At 71.7% G+C, this 23,916-nt stretch carries 24 protein-coding genes; 15 read left to right on the top strand and 9 right to left on the bottom strand.

From position 1 onward, the window contains the following. Positions 1 to 28: 28 nt before the first annotated feature. The gene (locus tag ACUYMY_RS17455; RefSeq protein WP_481704781.1) at positions 29 to 1,003 is read right to left on the bottom strand and encodes a LacI family DNA-binding transcriptional regulator; all 975 of its coding nucleotides are present in this window, start codon (positions 1,001 to 1,003) and stop codon (positions 29 to 31) included. Positions 1,004 to 1,139: 136 nt separating this feature from the next. On the opposite strand from ACUYMY_RS17455, the gene ACUYMY_RS17450 reads away from it, so the two are divergent. The 8 genes from ACUYMY_RS17450 to ACUYMY_RS17415 all read left to right on the top strand — a co-directional run bounded on the left by ACUYMY_RS17450 (position 1,140) and on the right by ACUYMY_RS17415 (position 9,659). Next, positions 1,140 to 2,051 (top strand): shikimate dehydrogenase, encoded by a 912-nt coding sequence (locus ACUYMY_RS17450; RefSeq protein ID WP_481704780.1) that lies wholly within the window; start codon positions 1,140 to 1,142, stop codon positions 2,049 to 2,051. Further along, entirely contained in the window at positions 2,051 to 3,919 is a 1,869-nt protein-coding gene (locus tag ACUYMY_RS17445) for a bifunctional sugar phosphate isomerase/epimerase/4-hydroxyphenylpyruvate dioxygenase family protein (protein WP_481704779.1), read from the top strand. The genes ACUYMY_RS17450 and ACUYMY_RS17445 overlap by 1 nt, the downstream gene beginning before the upstream one ends. Positions 3,920 to 4,227: 308 nt before the next feature. Next, complete coding sequence (locus ACUYMY_RS17440; protein ID WP_481704778.1) at positions 4,228 to 5,004, top strand: hypothetical protein; 777 nt, start codon at positions 4,228 to 4,230, stop codon at positions 5,002 to 5,004. Positions 5,005 to 5,115: 111 nt separating this feature from the next. Then, the gene (locus ACUYMY_RS17435) at positions 5,116 to 5,628 is read left to right on the top strand and encodes a hypothetical protein (RefSeq protein WP_481704777.1); all 513 of its coding nucleotides are present in this window, start codon (positions 5,116 to 5,118) and stop codon (positions 5,626 to 5,628) included. A gap of 44 nt (positions 5,629 to 5,672) precedes the next feature. Continuing rightward, positions 5,673 to 7,898 (top strand): bifunctional polysaccharide deacetylase/glycosyltransferase family 2 protein, encoded by a 2,226-nt coding sequence (locus ACUYMY_RS17430; protein WP_481705094.1) that lies wholly within the window; start codon positions 5,673 to 5,675, stop codon positions 7,896 to 7,898. 48 nt (positions 7,899 to 7,946) lie between these two features. Continuing rightward, on the top strand, positions 7,947 to 8,291 hold the full coding sequence (locus tag ACUYMY_RS17425) for a hypothetical protein (protein WP_481704776.1): 345 nt from the start codon (positions 7,947 to 7,949) through the stop codon (positions 8,289 to 8,291). 56 nt (positions 8,292 to 8,347) lie between these two features. Beyond that, positions 8,348 to 9,274, top strand: coding sequence for a helix-turn-helix transcriptional regulator (locus tag ACUYMY_RS17420; protein WP_481704775.1), 927 nt, complete (start codon positions 8,348 to 8,350; stop codon positions 9,272 to 9,274). Between the two features lie 115 nt (positions 9,275 to 9,389). Continuing rightward, the gene (locus ACUYMY_RS17415) at positions 9,390 to 9,659 is read left to right on the top strand and encodes a hypothetical protein (RefSeq protein ID WP_481704774.1); all 270 of its coding nucleotides are present in this window, start codon (positions 9,390 to 9,392) and stop codon (positions 9,657 to 9,659) included. Positions 9,660 to 9,849: 190 nt separating this feature from the next. Here the strand turns inward: ACUYMY_RS17415 and ACUYMY_RS17410 are convergent, their stop codons facing one another. Then, complete coding sequence (locus ACUYMY_RS17410) at positions 9,850 to 11,097, bottom strand: ROK family protein (protein ID WP_481704773.1); 1,248 nt, start codon at positions 11,095 to 11,097, stop codon at positions 9,850 to 9,852. Positions 11,098 to 11,231: 134 nt separating this feature from the next. Between ACUYMY_RS17410 and ACUYMY_RS17405 the strand changes: the two genes are divergently transcribed. The 6 genes from ACUYMY_RS17405 to ACUYMY_RS17380 all read left to right on the top strand — a co-directional run bounded on the left by ACUYMY_RS17405 (position 11,232) and on the right by ACUYMY_RS17380 (position 17,668). Further along, entirely contained in the window at positions 11,232 to 12,548 is a 1,317-nt protein-coding gene (locus tag ACUYMY_RS17405) for an extracellular solute-binding protein (RefSeq protein ID WP_481704772.1), read from the top strand. Then, a complete protein-coding gene (locus tag ACUYMY_RS17400) occupies positions 12,545 to 13,489 on the top strand; it encodes a carbohydrate ABC transporter permease (RefSeq protein WP_481704771.1) in 945 nt (314 codons plus the stop codon). The genes ACUYMY_RS17405 and ACUYMY_RS17400 overlap by 4 nt, the downstream gene beginning before the upstream one ends. Before the next feature lie 107 nt (positions 13,490 to 13,596). Then, positions 13,597 to 14,397 (top strand): carbohydrate ABC transporter permease, encoded by an 801-nt coding sequence (locus ACUYMY_RS17395; protein ID WP_481704770.1) that lies wholly within the window; start codon positions 13,597 to 13,599, stop codon positions 14,395 to 14,397. 40 nt (positions 14,398 to 14,437) lie between these two features. Continuing rightward, positions 14,438 to 16,135: a glycoside hydrolase family 13 protein gene (locus ACUYMY_RS17390; RefSeq protein ID WP_481705093.1), complete on the top strand. Its 1,698-nt coding sequence runs from the start codon at positions 14,438 to 14,440 to the stop codon at positions 16,133 to 16,135. Between the two features lie 5 nt (positions 16,136 to 16,140). Further along, positions 16,141 to 17,046, top strand: coding sequence for an ROK family protein (locus ACUYMY_RS17385; protein WP_481705092.1), 906 nt, complete (start codon positions 16,141 to 16,143; stop codon positions 17,044 to 17,046). Between the two features lie 187 nt (positions 17,047 to 17,233). After that, the gene (locus ACUYMY_RS17380) at positions 17,234 to 17,668 is read left to right on the top strand and encodes a VOC family protein (protein ID WP_481704769.1); all 435 of its coding nucleotides are present in this window, start codon (positions 17,234 to 17,236) and stop codon (positions 17,666 to 17,668) included. 9 nt (positions 17,669 to 17,677) lie between these two features. On the opposite strand, the gene ACUYMY_RS17375 is transcribed toward ACUYMY_RS17380, so the two are convergent. The 7 genes from ACUYMY_RS17375 to ACUYMY_RS17345 all read right to left on the bottom strand — a co-directional run bounded on the left by ACUYMY_RS17375 (position 17,678) and on the right by ACUYMY_RS17345 (position 22,345). Beyond that, positions 17,678 to 18,070, bottom strand: a complete 393-nt coding sequence (locus tag ACUYMY_RS17375) for a cupin domain-containing protein (RefSeq protein WP_481704768.1) — start codon at positions 18,068 to 18,070, stop codon at positions 17,678 to 17,680. Positions 18,071 to 18,200: 130 nt separating this feature from the next. Next, positions 18,201 to 18,602, bottom strand: coding sequence for a cytochrome c oxidase subunit 4 (locus tag ACUYMY_RS17370; RefSeq protein WP_481704767.1), 402 nt, complete (start codon positions 18,600 to 18,602; stop codon positions 18,201 to 18,203). Between the two features lie 104 nt (positions 18,603 to 18,706). Beyond that, a complete protein-coding gene (locus tag ACUYMY_RS17365) occupies positions 18,707 to 19,225 on the bottom strand; it encodes a putative immunity protein (protein ID WP_481704766.1) in 519 nt (172 codons plus the stop codon). Positions 19,226 to 19,288: 63 nt separating this feature from the next. Continuing rightward, entirely contained in the window at positions 19,289 to 19,669 is a 381-nt protein-coding gene (locus tag ACUYMY_RS17360) for a lipopolysaccharide assembly protein LapA domain-containing protein (protein WP_481704765.1), read from the bottom strand. Next, entirely contained in the window at positions 19,666 to 19,902 is a 237-nt protein-coding gene (locus tag ACUYMY_RS17355; RefSeq protein ID WP_481704764.1) for a hypothetical protein, read from the bottom strand. The genes ACUYMY_RS17360 and ACUYMY_RS17355 overlap by 4 nt, the downstream gene beginning before the upstream one ends. A gap of 120 nt (positions 19,903 to 20,022) precedes the next feature. Continuing rightward, a complete protein-coding gene (locus ACUYMY_RS17350) occupies positions 20,023 to 20,274 on the bottom strand; it encodes a hypothetical protein (RefSeq protein ID WP_481704763.1) in 252 nt (83 codons plus the stop codon). 169 nt (positions 20,275 to 20,443) lie between these two features. Next, the gene (locus tag ACUYMY_RS17345) at positions 20,444 to 22,345 is read right to left on the bottom strand and encodes an FAD-binding monooxygenase (protein WP_481704762.1); all 1,902 of its coding nucleotides are present in this window, start codon (positions 22,343 to 22,345) and stop codon (positions 20,444 to 20,446) included. 247 nt (positions 22,346 to 22,592) lie between these two features. Here ACUYMY_RS17345 and ACUYMY_RS17340 point away from each other — a divergent pair, with 247 nt between their 5' ends. Continuing rightward, positions 22,593 to 23,882 (top strand): bifunctional glycosyltransferase family 2/GtrA family protein, encoded by a 1,290-nt coding sequence (locus ACUYMY_RS17340; RefSeq protein WP_481704761.1) that lies wholly within the window; start codon positions 22,593 to 22,595, stop codon positions 23,880 to 23,882. Positions 23,883 to 23,916: the final 34 nt, after the last annotated feature.

The raw sequence follows: 23,916 nt of genomic DNA, 5'->3' as shown, positions 1-23,916 counted from the left end.
AACTACAAGGGGGGAGGGACGGGACGTCTTAGTCCCGTGCGGGCGCGGGCCCGGTGCTCGCGCGGACCACGAGGTCCCCGGAGAGGTGGACGGTGCTGGCCGGGCGGTCCGGGTCGCCGATGCGCTCGGTCAGCATGCGGAGGGCGACGGCGCCGCCCCGGTCGTACGGAGTGGTCACCGTGGTCAGGGCCGGCCGGGAGGCCGACGCGAGCCAGTTGTTGTCGAACCCGACGACGCTCATGTCCTTGCCGACGTCGACCCCGCGCTCCGCGAGCCGGTTCATGCACCCGAAGGCCATGAGGTCGTTGTGCGCGATCACCGCGGTGACCGGCTCGGCGAGGACAAGGTCCGCGCCCCGGACGCCGGCCGCGTAGGTCGGCTCGGCGTGGGCGAGGATCCTGAGGGTGACGCCGAGGTGGTCGGCGGCCTCCTCTGCGGCGGCGATGCGGACCTGGCTCGAGTAGTTGTCCTCGCGCCCCGCGAGGTACGCGATGGACGTGTGGCCGAGGGCCGCGAGGTGCTCGACCGCCTGCCGCGCGCCCTCGGGGGCCGAGAGCACGACCGAGGGGAGCCCGTCGGTGAGGTGGTTGATGAGCACGACCGGCGAGACGGCGTCGAGCGCCCGCAGGCGCCCGGCACCGAGCCGGGGGGCGAAGATGAGCGCACCGTCGACGCGGCCGATGATCCGCTCGAGCTCCTCGGCGTCCGCCTCGGGATCGTCCTCGCCGTCGACGATGAGCAGCGAGATCGACTGCCGCCGGCAGGCCGCCTGGACGGCCTTGACGAGCGGCGGGTAGTAGGGGTTGGCGATGTCCGGGATGAACAGGGCGATCGTGCCCGTCGTCTCGGCCTTCGCGGGGGCGGGGGTGTAGCCCAGCGAGGCGGCGACGGCGAGGATGCGCTCGCGGGTCTCGGCGTTGACCGAGTCGGGGCGCGTAAAGGAGCGGGACACCGTGGACTTGGAGACGCCAGCGACCCGCGCGATCTCGGCAATGGTCGCCATGCGAACCTCCTCGTCCGGTGTGTCCAGGGGTCTATCAAACCCGATCCTGTGGCCGCTGTCACAGCGACTGCATCAAGACTGACATTTTTTCTGCAACACGTCAACGCGTTGCAGAAACACGTGTACTCTGGATCACATGAGCCTCACCTCCGAGTCCTATCTGGTCGGCCTGATCGGCGACGGCGTCACGCCCTCCCTCACCCCGGCGCTGCACGAGCGCGAGGGCTCCGAGCACGGCCTCCTCTACCTCTACCGGCCCATCGACATCGCCGTCCTGGGCCTCGCCCCCGAGTCCGTCGGCGAGCTCCTCCGGGCCGCGCAGACCCTCGGCTTCAACGGCCTCAACATCACGCACCCGTGCAAGCAGCTCGTGCTCGAGCACCTCGACGAGGTCGACGCCGACGCCGCCCGCCTCGGCGCCGTGAACACCGTCGTCATCCGCCCCGACGGCGCCACGGTGGGCCACAACACCGACTGGTCAGGCTTCCTCTCCGCCTTCCACGCGGGCCTGCCCGGCGCCGCGCTCGGCCGCGTCGTCCAGCTCGGGGCGGGCGGGGCTGGCTCGGCCGTCGCGTACGCGCTGCTCACGGCCGGCGTCGAGCACCTCTCGATCGTCGACGTCGCCCCCGAGCGCGCGCGGGAGCGCGCCGCGGAGCTCGCCCGGCTCTTCCCCGCGGCGTCCGTCGAGGCGCGCCCGACGGCGGAGCTCGCCTCGCTGCTCGGGGACGCCGACGGCGTCGTGCACTGCACCCCAATCGGGATGGCCGCACACCCGGGCACGCCCTTCGACACCGCGCTCCTGACGCCGCGGCACTGGGTCGCGGACATCGTCTACCGGCCGATCGAGACGCAGCTCGTGCGCGAGGCCCGAGCGGCTGGCTGCCGCGTGCTCGACGGCGGGCGCATGGCCGTGGGCCAGGCGGTGGACGCGTTCCGCATCTTCACGGGCCTCGAGCCGGATCCCGAGCGCATGCGGGAGCACTTCCTTGCGCTGATCGACAGGGAGCACGCGGCTGCGCCCCATCCCGAGCGGGCTGGGGCGCGCTGATGCGCACCGGGATCGCGACGGTCTGCCTGTCCGGGACGCTCGAGGAGAAGCTGCGCGCGGCGGCGAAGGCGGGCTTCGGCGGCGTCGAGATCTTCGAGCAGGACCTCGTCACTTCGCCGCTGAGCCCCGAGGACGTGCGCTCTCTCGCCGCGGACCTCGGCCTGGGCCTGGACCTCTACCAGCCGTTCCGGGACCTCGACTCCGTTCCCGCGGAGCTCTACCGCGCCAACCTGCGCCGCGCCGAGGCGAAGTTCCGGCTCATGGGGCGGCTCGGGATCGACACGATGCTCGTGTGCAGCAACGTTGCGACCGCGAGCATCGATGATGACGCCCTCCGCGCCGAGCAGCTCAAGGGCCTCGCCGAGCTCGCCGCGGACCATGGCGTCAGGGTCGCCTACGAGGCGCTCGCGTGGGGCACGTACGTCAACGACTACGAGCACGCGTGGCGCCTCGTCGCCGACGCCGACCACCCGAACCTCGGCACGTGCCTCGACACGTTCCACATCCTCGCGCGCCTTGCCTCGGGCGGACCCGACCCCGCCGGCATCGAGAAGATCCCCGCCGAGAAGATCTTCTTCGTCCAAGTCGCCGACGCCCCCAAGCTCTCCCTGGACGTGCTCTCCTGGAGCCGCCACTACCGCGTGTTCCCGGGCGAGGGGCAGTTCGACCTGCCCACCTTCCTGGGCCATGTAGCACGTACGGGCTACAACGGGCCCGTCTCGCTCGAGGTCTTCAACGACACGTTCCGGCAGGCCGACGTCGAGCGCACCGCCGTGGACGCGATGCGCTCGCTCATCTGGCTCGAGGAGCGCACGGCGCAGCGCGTCGGGAGGGAGGGGCTCGCCATGCCCCTGCGCACCCTGCCCGAGGTCGCCCCGCCCGCGGGGGTGAACTTCGCCGAGGTCAAGGCCGAAGGCACAGCCGAGCTCGCCCGGCTCCTGGCCCAGCTCGGCTTCGAGTCCCGCGGCGAGCACCGCACCAAGCCCGTCTCGCTCTGGACGCTCGGCGACGCGCGGATCGTGCTCAACCGGCAGCAGGCCCGCGGCGTCGCCCCGGCGATCTCAGCGCTCGGCTTCGATGTCGCGAAGGCGGTCTCCGCCGTCGCCCGCGCCGTGCAGCTCAAGGCCGTGCCCGTCCCACGCCTGTCCCAGGCGGGCGAGGAGGTCCTCCAGGCCGTCAAGGCGCCGGACGGAACCGAGGTCTTCCTGTGCGAGGACACGCTGTGGATGGACGAGTTCGGCGAGCACGCGCCGTCGTCCGCGCCACCGCAGACAGGCCGGCCTGCCCGCATCGACCACATCAATCTGGCCCAGCCGTGGCAGCACTTCGATGAGGCGGTGCTGTTCTACTCCTCGGTGCTCGCGCTGACGCCGCAGCCCTCGCAGGACGTCTCGAGCCCGACGGGGCTCGTGCGCTCGCAGGTCATGCAGACGGAGGCCGTCGGCGCCGGGGCGGCGGACCGGGCCGTGCGGCTCGCGCTCAACCTCGCGCCGTGGGTCCAGGCGGACTCCGTCCGTGGGACCGTGCAGGACACGTTCCAGGAGCACATCGCGATCGAGGTTGAAGACCTCATCGCGCACGCCCGGGCATGCCGGCGGCGCGGGCTGCCGTTCCTCGCGATCCCGGAGAACTACTACGAGGACCTCGACGCGCGGTTCGCCCTCGAGCCGGAGTTCCTCGCGACGCTGCGCGAGCTGAACCTGCTCTACGACCGGGACGCCGAAGGGGAGTTCATCCACTTCTACACGGCCACGGTGGGCAGCGTGTTCTTCGAGGTCGTCCAGCGGATCGACGGGTACGACGGCTTCGGGGCGCCGAACGCGCCGATCCGGCACGCGGTGCAGCACGCGCACCGGCAGGGACGGTAGGTCCGGGTCTGGGCGGACTGTCTATGAATCCTTCGGCAGCAGGTTCCCGCGCCGAAACTCCCCGGCTTTCCCGCCGGACCTCCCCGCGATTTCGGGCAGGTGCCCCGGGATGGCGCGGCTGGGGCACGGTTGGGGGAGAACTTGAAGCCTCAAGCAGGGGAACTGCGGCGGACGCCCGCATCGCTCCGCTCAGCCGGTCGTTCAGGTGCACGTAGCACCTGCATGCCCCCGGGGGGCAGAGCAACCGCGATGCGGACTGTGTCGTTATGATTTTGATATCAACCATTTGTCTGCTTTACGGTGGACGGATGGCAGACACCCCCCAATTCCGTGATCGGTCGCGGGCGGCGCGCAGGAGCGGTGCCGTCTCCGGCCGCCGGGCCCTCAAGAAGCTGTCCCGCGCGCGCCTGGTCGGCGGCCCGGCCCTCGCCCCGGTCGTGGGCTCTGGCGCGCTCCTCGCGCTGGCCGTGCTCAGCGGCCCGACCGTCGCTGCCCCGGAGCTCCAGAGGTTCCTCGAGTCGCAGTCCGAGTCGACTGCTGGCGAGCCCTCCGCGGCAGCCGCTGAACCCTCCTTCGGGGACGTCGCCGCCGCGCGTCCGTTCGCGCCGGCCCCTGCCTCGACTCCCGCCGAGGGGCAGGCACCAAGCGGCGAGAGCTCTGCTGCTCAGCCGGCGGGGGCCCCCGAGGCCGCCGCGCCTGCCCCGACAGTCGACGGCGTGCCCGCGCCCGCCGCTGGGCCGGTCGCCCTCGCGAAGCCCGCGCCTGCGGCATACACCCAGGCTGCGTCCACGGAGCCCGGGACGGCCGAGCCCGCACCGGCGCCGGCCCCTGCCCCCGCCCCCACTCAGCCGGCCCCGGCCCCTGCGCCGGCTCAGCCCGCGCCTGCACCAGCCCAGCCTGCGCCGGCCCAGCCGGCCCCTGCCCCCGCACCCGAGCCAGCCCCCGCGCCTGCTCCGGAGCCCGCGCCCACGGCCGAGCCCGCGCCGTCGGAGTCTGGGCCCGCCGCGGAGCCGTCGGCGCCAGGGAAGAGCGGCACCGCGCCCGGCCGGCAGAACCAGCCTCCGGCGGCCGCCGCCAGGCCCTGAGCCCGGCTGGATCACAGGCCACAGGAGGCGCCCCCTCATGACGACGCGGACTCTGTCCGCGTCGTTATGATTTTGATACCAATTGTCTGTGTGGCCTACCCTTGATGCCCGATGGCAGACTCTCTCCGATCCCGTGGCAGGTCCCGGGCCGCGCGGACGCGCGGCCCGGTGTTCGTTGACTCGTCCGGAAGGAGCCTGGGCCGCGTCCGCATCATCGGGGGGATCGCTCTCGCGGCCGTGACCGGCTACGTCGTCCTCTTGGTCGTCGCTGTGCTCGGGGGGCCCAACGTCGCCGCCCCGTACCTCCTCCAGCCGCCGGTCGCGGCGCCCGAGGCAGCCCCCACCCCGACCCACGCACCCGTCCCGTCGACCCCGGCGTCGGGCGCTCATCCAGCCGTCGGCCCCGAGGCGGCGCCCGCCGTCGTCGCCGGCCCTGCCGTCCCCCGCCCGGCGGTTCCCGCCGCGGTCCCGACCACGCAGGCCCCGGCCGCGGTCCCCGCCCAGCAGGCCCCGGCCGCCCCCGCCCCGGCCGAGAGTGCGCCCGCCGCCGCGGTCGATCCGGGCAAGAGCCAGTCGGCCCCCGGCCAGCAGGCCACGCGTCCCACGGCCCCCGCGAAGCCGTGAGCCCGCGCCGCTCCGGCGAGGCCGAGGGCACCCGGCGCGCCCGGATAGCGGCCCCGCGCCGCCCGCAGCGCTCAGGCCCGCCGTCGATCAGGGCCCACTGGGCCGTCCTCGTCGCCCTGCTCTTCGCGCTCGGCGTCGCGCTCGCCGTCGAGGGCTACATGCACCACGTCTCCGGCATCGGCGACGGCGGCCCGGTGTCGGCCTCCCAGCTCCACACGAGCGTCCCCGACGCCGTATCCCACGGCGGGCCCGTCGTGGATGCCCGCGGCGGCGTCCAGACCGTGCGGCCGCCCGAGCGCACCATTGCCCTGACCTTCGACGACGGCCCGGACCCGGAGACCACGCCGCAGGTCCTCGACGTCCTGCGCAAGCACGGGGTGCACGCGACCTTCTTCGTCGTCGGCTCCGAGGTCATCGACCACCCCGAGCTCGCCCGCCGGATCGTCGACGAGGGCCACGAGATCGGCGTCCACACCCTGACCCACACCGACCTCGGCGCCGCCCCAGCCTGGCGGCAGCACCTCGAGGTCCAGGGCGCCCAGCAGGCCCTCGTCGACGCGACCGGCCGCGCGGCCTCGCTCCTGCGCCCGCCGTACAGCTCCACGAACGCCGCCGTCACCGACGGCACGTGGGCCGCGATGCGCGCCGCGGCAGACCAGGGCTACCTCACCGTGCTCAGCACCGTGGACAGCGAGGACTGGCGCCGGCCCGGCGTGCCCGAGATCGAGCGGAACCTCGGCCTCGCCGGCGGCGCGGGAGAGATCGTCCTCATGCACGACGGCGGGGGAGACCGGGCGCAGACCGTCGCGGCCCTGGACGCGGCGCTCACCCAGTGGGCCGACGAGGGCTACCGCGTGACCGGCGTCGGCGAGGCGATCGGCGTCGGCACGATGCGGGACGCCACCCCGGCCGAGCAGCTCAGCGGCTCCGCCTTCGCGTGGGGCGTGCGGTTCAGCGACTGGGTCGTCGAGGCGCTCTCGTGGGCCCTCCTCGCGAGCGGCGTCGTGACCTTCATCCGTGCGGTCCTGGTCATGGGCGTCGCCGCCCGGCACAGCCGCCAGTCGCAGATGCTCCGCGCCGAGGGCCGCGGGCGCCGCCGCGTGGACATCCCGGTCCGGCCCGATATCACAGAGCCGGTCACGGTGATCGTCCCGGCCTTCAACGAGCGGCTCGGCATCGAGGCCGCCGTCCGCTCCATCGCCGCCTCGACGCACCCGGTGGAGATCATCGTCGTCGACGACGGCTCGACCGACGGCACCGCGGACCTCGCCGAGGCGCTCGGCCTGCCCTGCGTCCGGGTGCTCCGGAAGGAGAACGGCGGCAAGCCCTCGGCCCTCAACGCCGGCCTCGAGGCCGCCTCGCACGAGATCGTCGTCATGGTCGACGGCGACACGGTCTTCGAGCCGGACACCGTCCGGGCGCTCGTCCAGCCCTTCGCTGACCCGCGGATCGGGGCCGTCTCGGGCAACACGAAGGTCGCCAACCGGGGCGGGATTCTCGGGGCGTGGCAGCACATCGAGTACGTGGTCGGGTTCAATCTGGACCGGCGGCTCTTCGACGTCGGCGAGTGCATGCCCACCGTCCCGGGGGCGATCGGGGCCTTCCGCCGGGACGCGCTCCTGGGCGTGGGCGGCGTCAGCGACGACACGCTCGCCGAGGACACGGACCTCACGATGTCCCTGTGCCGCGCCGGCTGGCGCGTCGTCTACCAGGACGACGCCCTGGCCTGGACCGAGGCACCGGCGACGCTCGGCGCCCTCTGGAAGCAGCGCTACCGCTGGTGCTACGGGACGCTGCAGGCCATGTGGAAGCACCGCGGCGCCGTCGTCCAGCGCGGGGCCGCGGGCAAGCTCGGCCGGCGCGGCCTGGGCTACCTGCTCGTGCTGCAGGTCCTGCTCCCGGTCTTCGCCCCCGTGGTCGACGTCTTCGCCGTCTACGGGCTCATCTTCCTGGACCCCCTGAGGATCGCGGCCCTGTGGCTGGTGTTCCTCGCGGTCCAGCTGTTCATGGCCGGCTACGCGTTCAGGCTCGACGGCGAGCGGCTGCGCCCGCTGTGGACCCTGCCGCTCCAGCAGCTCGTCTACCGCCAGCTCATGTACCTCGTGGTCATCCAGTCCGTGGTGACCGCGTTCGCGGGCGTGCACCTGAGGTGGCACCGCATGGAGCGCTACGGGAGCCTCCGCGTTCCCCGCGCCGAGCGGGACTCTGGGGAGCGGGTGCCGGCGGAGGAGCCCTCACCGCCGGCGATTGACGCCCTCGGCCGGGGGTAGTCCTCCCGCGTGAGGGGGAGCAGCCCCACCCGAGCGCAGGAGGCCACGATGGCGGTGAAGCTGAACAAGAAGGCGTACGAGCACGCCAAGGCGCTCGTCCGCGAGGGCAAGGTCGTCTCGGACGTCCGCGACGACTGGAGCGAGCACGCGCCGTCGGCCGAGGAGCTCAGCACACTCCTCGACGAGGAGGGCGAGGGCGAGTACTCGAAGTGGTTCCTCGGGGTCGACGACGAGGAGGGCGGCACGAAGGGGCGCTACAAGTTCCCCTACAGCGACCTGAGGAAGGTGCACCGCTGCGCGGTCATCTCCGGGGAGAGCCGCGCGGGCCAGTACGACCACGACGACATCAGGGACGCGCTCAAGGACCTGCTCAAGCGGATCGACGAGGGCTGAACGGGGGTCCAGCAGGGCCTCCCTCCGCCCGAGGCTCGCGTCGTAGCGTGGTGTGCATGGACAACCGAGCCGAGGTGCGCGAGTTCCTCATCTCCCGCCGCGGACGCATCACCCCCGAGCAGGCCGGCATCGAGCCCATCGGCGGGCGCCGCCGCGTCGCGGGCCTCCGGCGCGAGGAAGTCGCCCGCCTCGCCGGCGTCAGCGTCGACTACTACACGCGGCTCGAGCGCGGGAACCTCTCGGGCGTCTCGGACAGCGTCCTCGACGCGATCGCGCGCGCGCTCGGGCTCGACCGCGCCGAGCACGACCACCTGTACAACCTCGCGCGGGCCTCGAGCAGCCCGGCACGGCGACGGACGACGGCGGCTGCCGCGCCGGCGTCGTCCGTCCGGCCCGTCCTCCAGCACCTCCTCGACGCGATCACGGGGGCTCCCGCGCTCATCGGGAACAACCGGATGGACATCGTCGCGGCCAACCTGCTCGGCTATGCGCTCTACTCGGACATGTACCGGGGCTCGACCCGGCCGGGCAACCATTCGCGGTTCATCTTCCTCGACCCGCGCTCGCAGGACTTCTACACGGACTGGAACGCGGCCGCCAACGCCAACGTGGCCATCCTGCGCCGCGAGGCGGGCCGCAGCCCGCACGACAAGCAGCTCGCCGAGCTCATCGGCGAGCTCTCCATGCGCAGCGAGGAGTTCCGCCCGCGCTGGGCGGCGCACAACGTGCGGCGGCACTACACGGGCGCGAAGGCCTTCCGGCACCCCGTGGTCGGGCTCCTCGAGCTGAGCTACCAGGTCCTCGATCTCGAGGAGGACCCGGGGCACACGCTCACGGTGTACCCTGCCGTCCCCGGGAGCCCCAGCGACGAGGCCCTGCGGCTCCTGGCCTCGTGGGCGGCGAGCGAGAACATCGCCGAGGTGGCGCGGATGGCCCCGGCGGCCCAGACCGGCCGGGCGACGTCGGGGCAGGCGACGGCGTAGGCTGTCCGCATGGCGCCGGGGGCGTGAGCCGTTTGGGTGCAGACGCCGTCGGGTACGGCACAGGCGGAGCCGGCGGCCCCCGCCGGCGACCGTGGCGAGGCGAAGGAGGCAGGACATGACTCACGAAGTGCCTGAAGCGGACGCGGTGGAGCAGAGCATCCCCGCGCGGCCGGCCGCCCAGGACGAGCCCGACGCCGGAACACCTGTCGAGGCGCCGGAGGCGGACTACCTCGAGCAGCGGCAGCCTGCCGTGCCGGACGAGGCTTCCTGGGAGGTCAACCCGGAGGCCGAGGCCTCCGAGGCGGACCTGCTCGAGCAGGCCCAGGGGCTGACGGTCGATGACGAGGACTACCCACCCGCGGGCGAGGGCGAGTTCGAGGAATAGCTGCGTCGAACGGCGTCGGTAGGTCCCCTGCCCGGCCCCCTGCTCGCCGCGGAATTGTCGAGTTGGGGTCGGTGGCGGGACTCCGCACCGGCCCCAACTCGACAATTGCGGGCGCAGAGACCAGAACCGGGGTGGTGCGCTCCTTGGGGGCCTGGGCCAGGATCCGGAGCCTCCGCCGGCCCTTGAGTGTTTACCCCGGAAGGGCCGCCGCAGGCTGATCGGGCAGGGAGTTCGGGCGCAGCTCCAGGGCGTGCTCCTCCACGTAGTCGAGTGCGTGGCGGACGGCGCCGATCGAGACGATGCTGTCGCCGAGGGTCGAGGCCTTCACGCGGGGCGGGGTGGCGGTGAACGAGGGAAGGTACTCCTCGATGGCGGGGATGATCGCGTCCGCGGACGCTGCCACGGCCCCGGCGATGACGACGAGCTCCGGATTGACGATCGTGCTCATCGATCCGATGACGCGGGCCATGCGCTCGGCGATCCGGTCGAGGATGCCGACGGCGGTGCGGTCGCCGTCCGCGGCGGCGGCGAAGACCGCCTCGGCTGAGAGCTGCTCCGGGTGGCCCCCACAGAGCTCGCGCAGCCGGGTCTTCGCGCCAGACTCGATGGCCTCCTGCCCCCACAGCTGAGCACAGGTCGCGATGCCCATGGGATCGCCGACGCCCTCCAGCTGGAAGAGGTAGCCGAGCTCGCCGAACGCGCCGCTGCTCCCATGCAGGAGGCGCCCGGATTCGAGGACGCCCGAGCCGAGGCGGTCTCCGGCCAGCACGACGGCGAGATCGTCGACGCCCTGGGCGGTGCCCCGCCAGCGCTCGGCGAGGGCGGCGAGGTTGGCGTCGTTCTCGAGGAGCACGTGCGAGCCGTGGCGCGCGAACACGGCCTTGCGGACGTCGAAGGACTTCCAGAACTCCTGGGCCGTGAGGATCTCTCCATCGCGGCTGACCGGGGCCGACACCCCCGCCGAGACGGCGAGGACGCGCTCCGGAGGCACCCCCGCCCGCTCCAGGGCATCTCTGACGGTCTGGTCCAGCACGCCGGCTCGCTCTCCGGCCGGGACATTGATCGTCCGGAAGGGCTTTGCGGCCTTGGACAGGATCGTCCCGGCCATGTCCGCCACGACGGCGGTGACCTTCCAGTTGCCGATGTCGATCCCGAGGACGAAGGCGGCCCGCTCGTTGAAGGCGAAGCGGCGGGCGGGGCGGCCCTTGACGTAGTCTCCGGCGGCGCGCTGGTTCTCCAGCTCCTGGACCCAGCCGCGGTCCATGAGGTCCTCGCAGATCGCGATCACCGTGGCCCGGGTGAGGCCGGAAAGGTCTATGAGCTCGCTTCCGGTCATGGGACCGGATTCCCGCAGGAGCCTCAGCAGCATGCCCGCATTGACCTCCCGCAGGTACTGCTGCGATGCCGCCGTAACACCCCTTGACCGCGACTCGTTCATCGACCCATACTATCTGCACCCGATATATTTACCCGCTAAATTTAGTGGCTTTCGGTTTAGCTGGCGTGCCTCTGTGGGGCATCATCCAGCCCCTCCCCATGCCCGGAGTCCCCCTCTCGGAAGGATTGACGACGATGTCCCAGCCCTCTCTCTCCCGCGCCCTCGACCGGCGCACGGTGCTGCGCACCGGCCTCCTCGGCGCCCTCGGTTTCGCCGCGGCTCCCGCCCTCGCGGCCTGCGGAGGCGGTTCTGCCCCCGGTGCATCCGGCGGCAAGGTCACGTGGGGGGCCTGGGCCAACCCCGGCGAGGGCGAGCGGTACAAGCAGTTCGCGGCGGAGCTGTCGACGAAGCTCAATGCCAAGGTCGAGTTCCAGGCCGTTGTAGGCGACTACGAGGCCAAGCTCCTCTCCCAGCTCGCCGGCGGCTCCGCCCCGGACGCCTTCTACGTCGGCGACGGATCGATGGCCAAGTTCATCGAGTCCCAGCAGATCGCGGACCTGAGTGAGTACCTGGACAGCGGGTCATCTCCCGTGACGCTCGCGGACTTCCCCGAGGGCCTCTACCAGTGGTGCAAGCCGGCCGAGGGATCCGGCATCTACGGACTCCCGGTGGACTGCAACCCCTCGGTGCTCTGGTTCAACAAGGACGTGCTCCAGGCCGCGGGTGTGTCGCAGGACCCGGCCCTGGCGTTCGAGGCCGGCTCGTGGGACTTCAACGCCCTCACGGACCTCCTGGACAAGGTCCGCGCCTCGGGCAAGAAGGGCCTCATCCTGGCCAACTGGTGGTTCAACTGGGTCTGGTCGATCACAGCCTTCGGCGGCACGCTCCAGGACGGGTCCGGCACTCTGGTCTTCGCCGACGATCCCAAGGCCCAGGAGGGCCTCGGCTGGCTGCTGGAGCAGTTCGCGTCCGGCAACATCACCTACGCGGGCTCCCTGCCCAAGGGCCAGAGCGGCGACGCCCTCTTCCTTGCGGGCCAGCTCGCGCTCAACAACGTGGGCCGCTGGGCCCTGCCGACGCTGAAGGACGCGAAGTTCGCCTACGACATCGCGCCCCTGCCCTCGCCCTCGGGCCGGGAGATCATGCCGGCGCCGGTCGCCACCGCGGCCATCGCCCTCAACGCGAAGGCGAAGAACCGCGAGAAGGCCCTCGAGCTGATCGGCAACTACGTCAGCCGGGACGGGCAGAAGTTCCGCCTCTCCGGCGGAGGCAACGCCGTCGCGTCGATCAGGGGGCTGGACGAGATCGCCACCGAGGGCGGCGTGCCCGCCCACGGCCAGTGGTTCAGCGACGTCGTCGCCAAGGGCTACGCCATGCCGACCTCCTTCATCCGGGACGTGAAGGTCTCCACCGAGCTTCCGGTCCTCGTCGACAAGCTGTTCAAGGACCCGGCGACGACGGCGGCGTCGTTCAGCGCCGCTGTCACCCGGCTGGTGGGCTCGGCCAAGTGAGCGCGCTCGCCGAGGCGCCTGCCCGCAAGCAGGCCACACCACCGCCCGCGGTGCGCCGTCCGTCCCGCCGGCGCCGCAAGGACGCCGTCGCCGCCCTCGTCTTCCTGTCCCCGCAGCTCGTCGGGCTCGTCGCCTTCATGGCCGGCCCCCTCGTGTTCGCCCTCGTGCTGGCCTTCAGCGACTGGGACGGCTTCGGCGCGGCGAGTTTCACTGGCCTGGCGAACTTCGCCGACGTCCTCTCGAACCCCCGGATCCAGCGCTCGGCCCTGAACACGCTCTGGTTCACAGCCCTGCAGGTCCCGGGCCTGATGATCTCGAGCTTCCTCTTCGCCCTGCTCATGCAGCGTGCCGGGAAGATGACGCAGGTCTACCGGCTCGCCTTCGTCGCCCCCGTCGTGACCTCCTCGGTCGCGGTCGCCGCGGTCTGGCTGTGGCTCTTCAACCCCGACATCAGCCCGGTGAACAGCGCCCTGCGGGGCCTCGGCATCCAGGCCCCGGACTGGCTGCAGGACCCGGCCTTCATCATCCCCGCCTTCGCCATCGTCGCCGTCTGGCAGGGCCTGGGCTACCAGCTCGTGATGTTCATGGCCGGCCTGCAGAGCATCGGCTCCTCGTTCCTCGAGGCCGCCGAGCTGGACGGCTGCACGGGCTGGCAGAAGCTCGTCCACGTCACGATCCCGCTGCTGTCCCCGACGATTCTGTTCCTCTCGATCACCTCGGTCATCGGCTCCTTCCAGATCTTCGACTACATCTACGTCTTCATGGATTCCAACGCCCCCGAGGCCGCCCGCACGATCGTCTACGAGATCGTCCAGATCGCCTTCCGCGAATTCAGCTTCGGCCAGGCCGCGGCGCTGGCCTTCCTCCTCCTGCTGTCCCTCCTCGGCGTCACCGCCCTGCAGCTGGCAGCCCAGAAACGATGGGTGCACTACGCAGAATGAGCACACTCACCACATCCCGAAGCACTCGAAGCGCCAGGACCGCCCGGACGTCCACCGCCCCGCCGGCGCCCAGGACCACGCCCCTGGGGCGACTCGCCGGCCGCGCCGTGCTGCACCTCGCGCTCGCCGCCTGCGCCGTTGTCATGGCCCTGCCGTTCGTCTGGATGCTGCTGTCCTCGTTCAAGCCCATCGCCGAGATCTTCGCCCAGCCCCCGGCGCTCTTCCCCGTCGAGTGGACGATGGAGGGCTACGACAAGGCCCTGGGCGGGGCCGACTTCGTCCGCGGCTTCTGGAACAGCACGTACATCGCCGTGACCGTCACCGTGGTGTCGCTGCTGACCTCGGCCATGGCTGCCTACGCCTTCGCCCGGATCGAATTCCGCGGCAGCAAGCCCCTCTTCATGGTGTTCCTGGCGACGATGATGGTCCCCGCGCAGCTGACCATCATCCCGCTGTACATCATCATGGGCTGGCTCGGCTGGGTGGACACCCACGCCGCCCTCATCGTCCCCGCGGCCCTGTTCAACGCGTTCGGCGTCTTCCTGCTGCGCCAGTACGTCAGGGGGATCCCGAAGGAGCTCGAGGAGGCCGCCGAGATCGACGGCGCGAGCCGCTTCCGGATCTTCACGACGATGATCCTGCCGCTGCTGCGCACCCCGCTCACCGCCCTGGGGATCTTCACCTTCCTGGGCCAGTGGAACAACTTCTTCGGCCCGCTGATCTTCCTCAACAGCGATGCGAACTTCACCCTGCCGCTGCTCGTGAACCAGTTCAAGGGCCAGTACGGCGCCGACTGGACCGCCCTCATGGCCGCCACGACCCTCGCGGCCGCCCCGCTGCTCGTCGTGTTCGGCGTCGCGCAGCGCCAGATCGTGGAGGGCATCGCCCTCTCCGGCTCCAAGTCCTGAATCGCCCACCCCCCAGTCCAAGGAGACTCCAGACGTGTCCATGACCAGCACCTTCACCGCCCCGAACCCCGTGGGCACGGCCAGCGACGCCGACTGGTGGCGCCAGGCGGCGGTCTACCAGATCTATCCGCGCAGCTTCGCGGACGCGAACGGCGACGGCGTCGGCGACCTCAAGGGGATCATCTCGCGGGTGCCGTACCTCAAGGAGTTGGGGGTCGACGCCGTGTGGCTGAGCCCGTTCTACCCCTCGGCCCTCGCGGACGGCGGCTACGACGTCGACGACTACCGCGACGTCGACCCCCGCATCGGCACCCTGGCGGAGTTCGACGAGATGGTCGCGGCCCTCCACGAGGCCGGGATCAAGGTCATCGTGGACATCGTCCCGAACCACTCCTCGGACCGGCACGCGTGGTTCCAGGAGGCCCTCGCCTCGCCGAAGGGGTCGCCGGCCCGCGACCGGTACATCTTCCGCGACGGCAAGGGCAAGGACGGCGAGCTCCCGCCCAACGACTGGACCTCGATCTTCGGCGGCGGCGCGTGGGAGCGCATCACCGAAGCTGACGGCAGCCCGGGTCAGTGGTACTTCCACCTCTTCGCCAAGGAGCAGCCCGACCTCAACTGGGACAACCCCGAGGTGCGCGAGGACTTCCTCACGACCCTGCGCTTCTGGGCCGACCGCGGCGTCGACGGCTTCCGCATCGACGTCGCGCACGGGCTCACGAAGAACCTCGACCCGGCCTTCGACGCGGTCAGGACCATCCTCGGCGGGCACGACGCCTTCCGCGACGGCGAGCACCCCATCTGGGACCGCGACGAGGTGCATGAGATCTACGCCGAGTGGCGGAAGGTCTTCAACGAGTACGACCCGCCGCGCACCGCCGTCGCCGAGGCCTGGGTGCAGAGCCACCGACGCGCCCGGTACGCCTCGCCCGAGGGGCTGGGCCAGGCCTTCAACTTCGACCTCCTCCAGGCCGACTTCGACGCCGCGCAGTTCCGGAAGATCATCGAGGACAACCTGGCCTTCGCCGAGGAGTCCGGCGCCTCCTCGACCTGGGTCTTCTCCAACCACGACGTCGTCCGCCACGCCACCCGCTACGCGCTCCCGAAGGCGTCCGGCGCCGGCGGAACGGACGGGAAGTCGTGGCTCCTCGACGGCGGTGACCCCGCCGAGCTGGACATCCCGATGGGCCTGCGTCGGGCCAAGGCCGCGACCCTGCTCATGCTCGCGCTTCCCGGCTCCGCCTACCTCTACCAGGGCGAGGAGCTGGGCCTCCAGGAGGTCGGCCGGATCCCGGAGGCCGACCGCCAGGACCCGTCCTTCTTCCGCAACAGGGGCGTCGAGATCGGCCGGGACGGCTGCCGCGTCCCCCTGCCGTGGGAAGCCGCACCTACCGAGGGTTCCTCGTTCGGCTTCGGCCCTGGCGGGGCCCACCTTCCCCAGCCGCGGTGGTTCGCCGACTTCGCCGCCGGCACCCAGGCGGGGGACCCGGCGTCGACCCTCTCGTTCTACCGCTCGGCGCTCGCCCTGCGGCGCGAGCTCCAGGGCGAGGAGCGGCTCGACTGGATCGAGTCGGACAGCCCCGAGGCGCTGCACTTCGCCCGCCCGGGCGGCTGGCACGTCGTCGCCAACTTCGGCGACGCCCCCGTCGAGCTGCCCGCGGGCGAGGTGCTCCTCGCGAGCGCGGCGCTCGAGGACGGCAGGCTCCCGGGCCAGGCCACCGCCTGGATCCGGACGTGACGTCGATGGCCTGCTCGCTCGGCCTCGACGTCGGCGGCACCAAGATCGCTGCGGCGATCCTCGACGGAGACGGCACCGTCCTGGAGACCGCCACTGTTCCCACTCCGCGCGAGGGGGACGCGGTCGTCGACCTCATCGCGGACATCGTCGCCGCCCACGCCGCGGCAAGGCCGCTGGCCGGGGTCGGTCTGGCCGTCCCGGGCGATGTCGACCCGGCCACGGGAGTTATCGCCTCGGCGCCGAACATCGGCTGGGCCGACGTGGATATTGCGGGGCGGATTGCCGACCGTGTCCCCGAGGGCGCATTCATCCACGTGGCCAACGACGCGAATGCGGCGGCTTGGGCGGAGTACCGCTTCGGCGGGCACCGGCGCGGTGACGCCTTCGCGCTGATCACGGTCGGGACTGGGCTCGGGGGCGGCTTCGTCCTCAACGGGCGGCTCCTTTGCGGGGCCACCGGGGCCGCGGGGGAGATCGGCCACCTGCCGCTCGTGCCCGGCGGGGAGGCGTGCACGTGCGGGTCCCGGGGCTGCTGGGAACGCTATGCGAGCGGCGGCGCCCTCCACCGGGCGGCCGTGGCGGCGGGATGGGGTGGCCCGAGCGCGAGCCACCACGTCCTCGCCGCCGCCGACGCCGATCCGGCGGCCCGCGCCGTCGTCGAGGCGGTCGCGGGGCACCTCGTGCGCGGGATCTCCTTCCTCGCCGCCGCCCTGAACCCCGACATTGTGGTCCTCGGCGGTGGACTCGGCACTGACCCGCGGTTCCTCGCCGTCGTGCAGGAGGCCCTCACGGCCGTCGAGGTCACCCGGCCACGCTCCCGCCCGACGCTCCAAGCCGCGACCCTCGGCCCCCTCGCCGGGGCCATCGGGGCCGCGGATCTCGCCCTCGCGCCCCAGCCGGCGGCCGCCTGACGAAGCGGCCGAGCGGCGTCGTCGGCCGCATCTGCTGCCTTTCGCCGCATCTGCTGCCCTGATCAGGGCAGCAGATGCGGGCCAGGGAAGCACATGCGGGCCAGGGAAGCACATGCGGGGGAGGGCAGCTGGGCTGGCGGTCTGAAAGGCTGTCCGATAAGGATCTGGCCTACGAGAGGAAAGCCCTGTGGCTATTGAGCGGATGGACAACGTCGCGATCGTCGTCGATGACTTGGACGCGGCCGTCGCATTCTTTACCGACCTCGGCATGGAGATGGAAGCGAGGGCGCCGATCGAAGGCGTCTGGGCGGACCGCACCGTGGGGCTCGACGGCGTCCGCAGCGAGATCGTGATGATGCGGACGCCGGACGGCCACGGCAGGCTCGAGCTGACCAAGTACCACGCCCCCGCCGCACTGGCCGCGCCGGAGAGTCCGCCGAACACCCTGGGCCTGCATCGCGTCATGTTCGCCGTCGAAGACATCGACGGCACCCTCGCCCGCCTGCGAGGCCACGGCGCGGAGCTCCTCGGCGACGTCGTGCAGTACGAGGACGTGTACCGGCTCTGCTACCTCCGCGGCCCGGCGGGCATCATCATCGCCCTAGCGGAGAAGATCGGCTGAGGCGGGCCGTCAGTCCGCCTTGGCGTAGGTCGCGGCGCTGACGAACTCGAGGCCGACGAACTTCTCGTCGCCGTTGACCCACGCGTCGTGCCCCGGCGGGATGGTGTAGGAGTCGCCGGCCTTGACCGTGGCCTCCTCGCCGCTGACGAGGCGGACGGTGAGCGAGCCCGAGACGCAGTACCCGACGTGATTGTTCTGACAGCTGTCAGTGCCCACGACCGGCTTGATGCACTCCGACCAGCGCCAGCCGGGCTCGAAGGTGAACCGGCCGATCGTGTAGTCGCCCACGTGGACGATGTCGATCTGGGACTTCTCGGGGCTCCGCCGCTCGTCAGGCTCGTCGTGGGACTTCTTGCTCAGGGTCGTGACGAGGATCGGGGTGCTGCTGGGGTTGGTGGACATGGCGCGCTCCTTCGGCGTCGACACCGCCTCGCCGGGCCCCAGCGTCCCAGCGGGCGATTCACTCGGGACCGCTACAGGGTAAGGGAGGCCGGGCCCGCCACAGAAGGCCCCGCGCAGGTCCGGCGTGGGCTCAGTGCGCGTGGTCTCCGCGGCTGTACTCGAACACCCAGCCGATGAGCCCCACGAGTGCTACGCCTGCCCCGATGAAGAGGAGCCACCAGCCGATGGCCACGCCGAGGAGCGAGATGGCGGCCGCGCCCCCGAGGGTGATCGGCCACCAGCTCCACGGGCTGAAGTGGCCCTGCTCGCCGGCGCCCTCATGGATCTCGGCGTCCTCGCGGTCCTCCGGCCGGCTTCCGACGCGCCGGGAGGTGACCATGAGGTAGGAGCCGATCATGATGGACAGTCCGCCCAGCAGGAGCAGCCCGATGATGCCGACCCACTCCGACCAGTCGGTGAGCCATCCGTAGATGGCCGCGAGCGGGATGAAGATGAACGCTCCCGTCCCAAAGAGCCAGGATTCGACCTTCATGGGTGGCCGTCCTTCCGGTCGTCTACGCCACCGACGATACGCCGGGGCGCCTCCCGCGTCAGCCCTCCGATCAGCCGAGCACAGCCCTGGGGCGTTCGCCAGGCTCAGTCGTCGAACGCGTTCCAGCAGATCGAGCTCCGGCGCCGCTGATCATCGAGGACGAGGTCCCGGACCTCGAGGGGGATGCGCTCCCGCTGCCAGTCCCTTTCCCGAAGGCGGGCTGACTCTCCCTGGCCTGCCGGCGCTGAGGCTGCGGCGGCCCTGATGGCATAGGCTGCGGCCCCGAGATCATGGGCCGCGACATGGGCCACGGCCACCGCCTGGCCGGCAGCAAGGGCCGCGAACTTCGCCGGGTCGGGCAGCCCGCGCCCAGCGGCGTTCGCCACGAAGGCGGCCTGATGCGCGCTGCGCATGTGCACCTCGCCGCGGATCCAGGAGCGTGCGATCGCAAGGGCGTCACGGGGCCTCGAGTCCTGAGGCTGCTCGTGCTCGAAGAGGGGAAGGACGTGCTCGGCGCAGAGGGCCGCCCACGCGGCGAGGAGCCTATGGTGCTCGTCGGTCAGAGTACCGCCCCGGCGCAGGGTGATGAGGCGGGGGTCACGATCTGCGGGGAGGATGGGCACGAGGGCATTCTCTCCCGCATTGGGGCCAGCCGGCGGCATATAGCGCCCGGCCAGGCCGATACGTCAGGCTGTGGGCTTGTGGTGCAGCGCCCGCCGGGTGGCCGCGCGGAGCTGGATGATCCGCACCGCGCCGACGACGGCGACGAGGACTCCGCCGGCGACGGCGGCGATGAACAGCGCGAGGCCGAGGGGAACGGCGCCGTCGAACCCGAGGAACCGCACGAGCACGAGGTCCTGGTTCTGGATGAAGAACACGACCAGGAGGACGAAGAGGACCAGGGCCCCGACGACGGCGACCCACATGACGCTGGCCCTCGTCACGCGCGGCTCGGCCGGGCGGCGCGGGGTGGGGCCCGTGCCGGACCCGGCGCCGGAGCCCGCGCCTGGCCCGCCCCCGGACGGGGGAACCGGGCGGTCGGGGCTGCCGGGATTCGAAGCCGTCATGGCTGCCCCTCCTCGGCGCCGCTGTCCGTCTCCAGCTGCGCCTGCTCTATGGGGATGGTCTGGTTGACGTTCGCGGCCGAGATGTGCCGGCGGAGGCGGGCGGGGCCAGGCGTCGAGGTGTCCACGTCCAGCTCCTCGTCGGAGCCGTCCGGGGCCGCGACGGGCTCGTTCGTGGACGCCTCCTCACCGGCGGTCCCGTAGGGGTCCTTGCTGTCGTCGTGTGCGGAAGCCATGGCTCCTCCTCAGGCGAGTTCTGGGCGCGTCGTCTGGACTCGTCCACCCGTCTTTCCCCGCGCGCACCTGGGGCAAACGGTCGGCCCCCCTCCGGCCGTGACCCCGCCCGATGCCGAGGCTCACTCGATGCTGGGCTCGCCCTCGGGTCCCTCGGGCCCCTTGGATGCGGATTCCTGCATCCCGGCGTCCGGGCCGAGGTCCCGCTCCATGGCGGCGCGGGTCTCGACGTCGTCCGTGTCGTCCGGGAAGGGCTCCGTCTGGCGGAACTCCTCGCGGTGGGCCGGCTGGCCGCCCTTCACGGCCGGGTCCGACTCGTGCTTCATCTGGTCGTCCAGATGCGGTCCGTGCTTGTCGCTGCCGCGCTCGATCATGGCGCACTCCTTCGGCTCATGCCTGTCCTGCCGGTGTCTGTCCCTGCTGGGAGGCCGGCGGCGTCGCCCCCATCCTGCGACGGCAGCCGCCGTCGGCCTCCCGCACGCGACCGTTACCCCGGCCACGGGCTCCCAAGCCCCCGCGGCACATCCGGCGAAGCGGCAGGGGTCAGGCGGAGGCCGTGGCGCGGCCCTTGAGGATGCCCGCGAAGAACGCGCCGAGCTCCGCCGTCGCCGTGAGCGGCAGGACGTTGGCCACGTACTGGTCCGGGCGCACGACGACGACAACGCCGCCGCGGTCGATCCCGCGCACCTCGAAGATGTCCTCGCCCGGCAGCGTCGCGTAGACCTTCTCGAGGTACGTGAGCTGGAACGGCCCCACCGAGGGCTTGAACACCGACGGGACGGCGTTGATGTCGACGTCCGCGTGCTTCTGCTGGTACACCACCTTGACGTCGAACCACGCGTCGCGGTCCAGGTCCTCGGGCGTCGCGGCGAGGGGCGACTCCGGCGAGGCCGAGAGCCACTCCGCGAAGTCGGCGACGGCGGACTGCTCGCCTGCCGCGGCGGCGTCGGCGAAGACGTAGATGCGCCAGCGGCCGTCCGCCGTCGCCTGGTGGCCGAGGTGCAGCGGGTTGGTGTCGCAGACCCGGGCCACGCGCGCGGACTTGAAGCGTTTGCCCACCGGGAAGCCCGTCGCGAGGTCCTGGTGGGTGGCCTCGGCGGTGAGCATGGACGGCGCGTACTGCGTCATGAATCCGGCTGGAAACTCGGCGGTGCGCACGTAGAAGTCGGCGAGGTCCGAGGGGTTCTCGAACTCCTCCGGCTTCTTCGCCATGAGGGTGGACCACTCCTTGTCGAAGTCGATGAGGTTCTGCGCGATCACCTGGCGCTCGGCCGAGTAGGTCGCGAGGAGGCTCTCCGGGCTGCGGCCCTCGAGCACGTGGCCGAGCTTCCAGCCGAGGTTGAAGCCGTCCTGCATCGAGACGTTCATGCCCTGGCCGGCCTTCGCGCTGTGCGTGTGGCACGCGTCGCCGGCGATGAACACGCGCGGTGTGCGCGCCCCCTTCTCGGCGGGCACGACGTCGTCGAACCGGTCCGTGAGGCGGTGGCCCACCTCGTAGACGCTGTGCCAGGCGACGTTGCGCACCTCGAGCGTGTAGGGGTGGATGATCTCATTCGCCTTGCGGATGACCTCCTCGAGCGGGGTCTTGCGGATCGCGCCGTGGTCGTCCGCTGGCACGACGCCGAGGTCCACGTACATCCGGAAGAGGTGGCCGCCCTCGCGCGGGATCAGGAGGATGCTGCCGCCGTCGTGCGACTGGATCGCGCACTTGGTGCGGATGTCCGGGAAGTCGGTCACCGCGAGGACGTCCATGACGCCCCACGCGTGGTTGGCCTGGTCCCCGGCCAGCGTGCAGCCGATCGACTCGCGGACCTTGCTCCGCGCGCCGTCGGCCCCCACGACGTACTTGGCGCGCACCGTGCGCTCGCGGCCCTCGAGCTCGCCCGCCGTGTGCAGGAGGGTGACGACGACGGGGTACTCGCCCTCGCCGGTGACCTCGAGGGAGCGGAACTCGTAGCCGTAGTCCGGCGTCAGGCGAGTGGGCGAGTTCTTCGCGAACTCGGCGAAGTAGTCCAGGACGCGGGCCTGGTTGACGATCAGGTGCGGGAACTCGCTGATGCCCATCTCGTCGTCGACCGCGCGGGAGCTGCGGACGATGTTGGAGGGGTTGGCCGGGTCCGGGACCCAGAAGTTCATCTCGGTGATGTGGTAGGCCTCGGCGGTGATCCGCTCGGCGAAGCCGAAGGCCTGGAAGGTCTCGACGCTGCGGGCCTGGATGCCGTCCGCCTGGCCGATCGCGAGCCGCCCGGGGCGGCGCTCGACGATGCGGGTGGTCACGTCGGGGAACTGGGCGAGCTGCGCGGCGGCGATCATGCCCGCGGGGCCGGTGCCCACGATGAGGACGTCGACCTCGTCGGGGAGCTCCTCGGGCCGGTCGATGCCGACGCCGGCGGCCGGCTGGACGCGCGGGTCGCCGGATACGTAGCCGTGGTGGTGGAACTGCACGGGGTTTCCTCACTTCTCTGTGGGGTGGCGACCTCTCGCCAGCCAAGCTGTGCTCGATTCAACGTGTTCGATAATAGAACTCAACGTTCTAATATCGCTCACACAATGCTAAGCCTGACCAGCCCCCGCGACAAGACGCCGTCGTGAACCAGCCCACACTGAGGCGACCTCGTCGGCCTCGGGGAGTCACAGCGGCCGCACAGCTGGGGGATACGCGAGGCACAACCCGGGCCCGGACAGTCGAGGCATGACACTCACGGACTCCCCGTCCCAGGCAGGCCGGACGCTCCCGTCGACGCCCGGGACGGCGCTCGACCTCGCCGCGCTGGCCGAGCTGGGCATCCCAGTCCTCGACGTCACGATCCCGGTGTACAACGAGGAGAAGGACCTCGAGGAGTGCATCCGCCGCCTCCATGCCCACCTCTCGCGGGACGTCCCGCTCACCTTCCGCATCACGGTCGCGGACAACGCCTCGACGGATGGGACGCTGCGCGTGGCGGAGCGGTTGGGCCGCGAGCTGCCGGAGCTGCGGGTGGTCCACCTGCCCGAGAAGGGCCGCGGCAACGCCCTGCGCCAGGTCTGGCTGTCCTCGGACTCGCCCGTGCTCGCGTACATGGATGTGGACCTCTCCACGGACCTCAACGCGCTGGGGCCGCTTGTCGCCCCGCTCGTCTCGGGCCACTCGGACCTCGCGATCGGAACCCGGCTCGCGCGGACGTCCCGGGTCGTCCGCGGCCCGAAGCGCGAGTTCGTCTCCCGCTCCTACAACTTCCTCCTGCACTCGGTGATGGGAGCCCGCTTCAGCGACGCGCAGTGCGGCTTCAAGGCGATCCGCGCCGACGTGGCCCGCCACCTCCTGCCGCACACCCTGGACAAGGCCTGGTTCTTCGACACCGAGCTGCTGGTGCTGGCCGAGCGCTGCGGGCTGCGCTGCCACGAGGTCCCCGTGGACTGGACGGACGATCCGGACTCGAAGGTGGCCATCGTCCAGACCGCCGTGGACGACCTCCGCGGCATGTGCCGCATGTCCGTGGACATGGCGCGCGGCCGCATCCCCCTCGGCCAACTCCAGGCGGCGCTCGCGCGAGGGCCGCTGCCCGCCGTCGCGCGCACCGAGGAGGCCGGCGTCCGGCAGAGCCTGTTCGGCCAGCTCGTGCGCTTCGGCGCCATCGGCGTCGTCTCCACGCTGGCCTACATGGGCCTCTACATCCTCGGGCGCGATTTCTTCGACGCCCAGGCCGCGAACTTCGCCGCGCTGCTGATCACCGCCGTGGCCAACACGGCCGCCAACCGCCGATTCACCTTCGGTGTCCTGGGCGCCGCACAGCTTGCCCGACAGCATCTGGAGGGCCTCGTCGTCTTCGGCCTCGGGCTTCTGCTCACCTCGGGCGCGCTCGCCTGGGTCCACGGGCTCACGACGCCGGGACGCTGGCTCGAGATCGGAGTGGTCACCGCCGCGAACCTCGCCGCGACCGCCGTGAAGTTCCTCCTCTTCCGGCTCTGGGTCTTCCGGCGCCGCCGCACAGCGGCCCGATGACGCCCGCTGCCTCCCTCGCCCAGACCCGTCCCCA

The sequence above is a fragment of the Sinomonas sp. T428B genome, from assembly GCF_056780155.1.
This window is presented reverse-complemented; position numbering and strand designations above follow the sequence as displayed.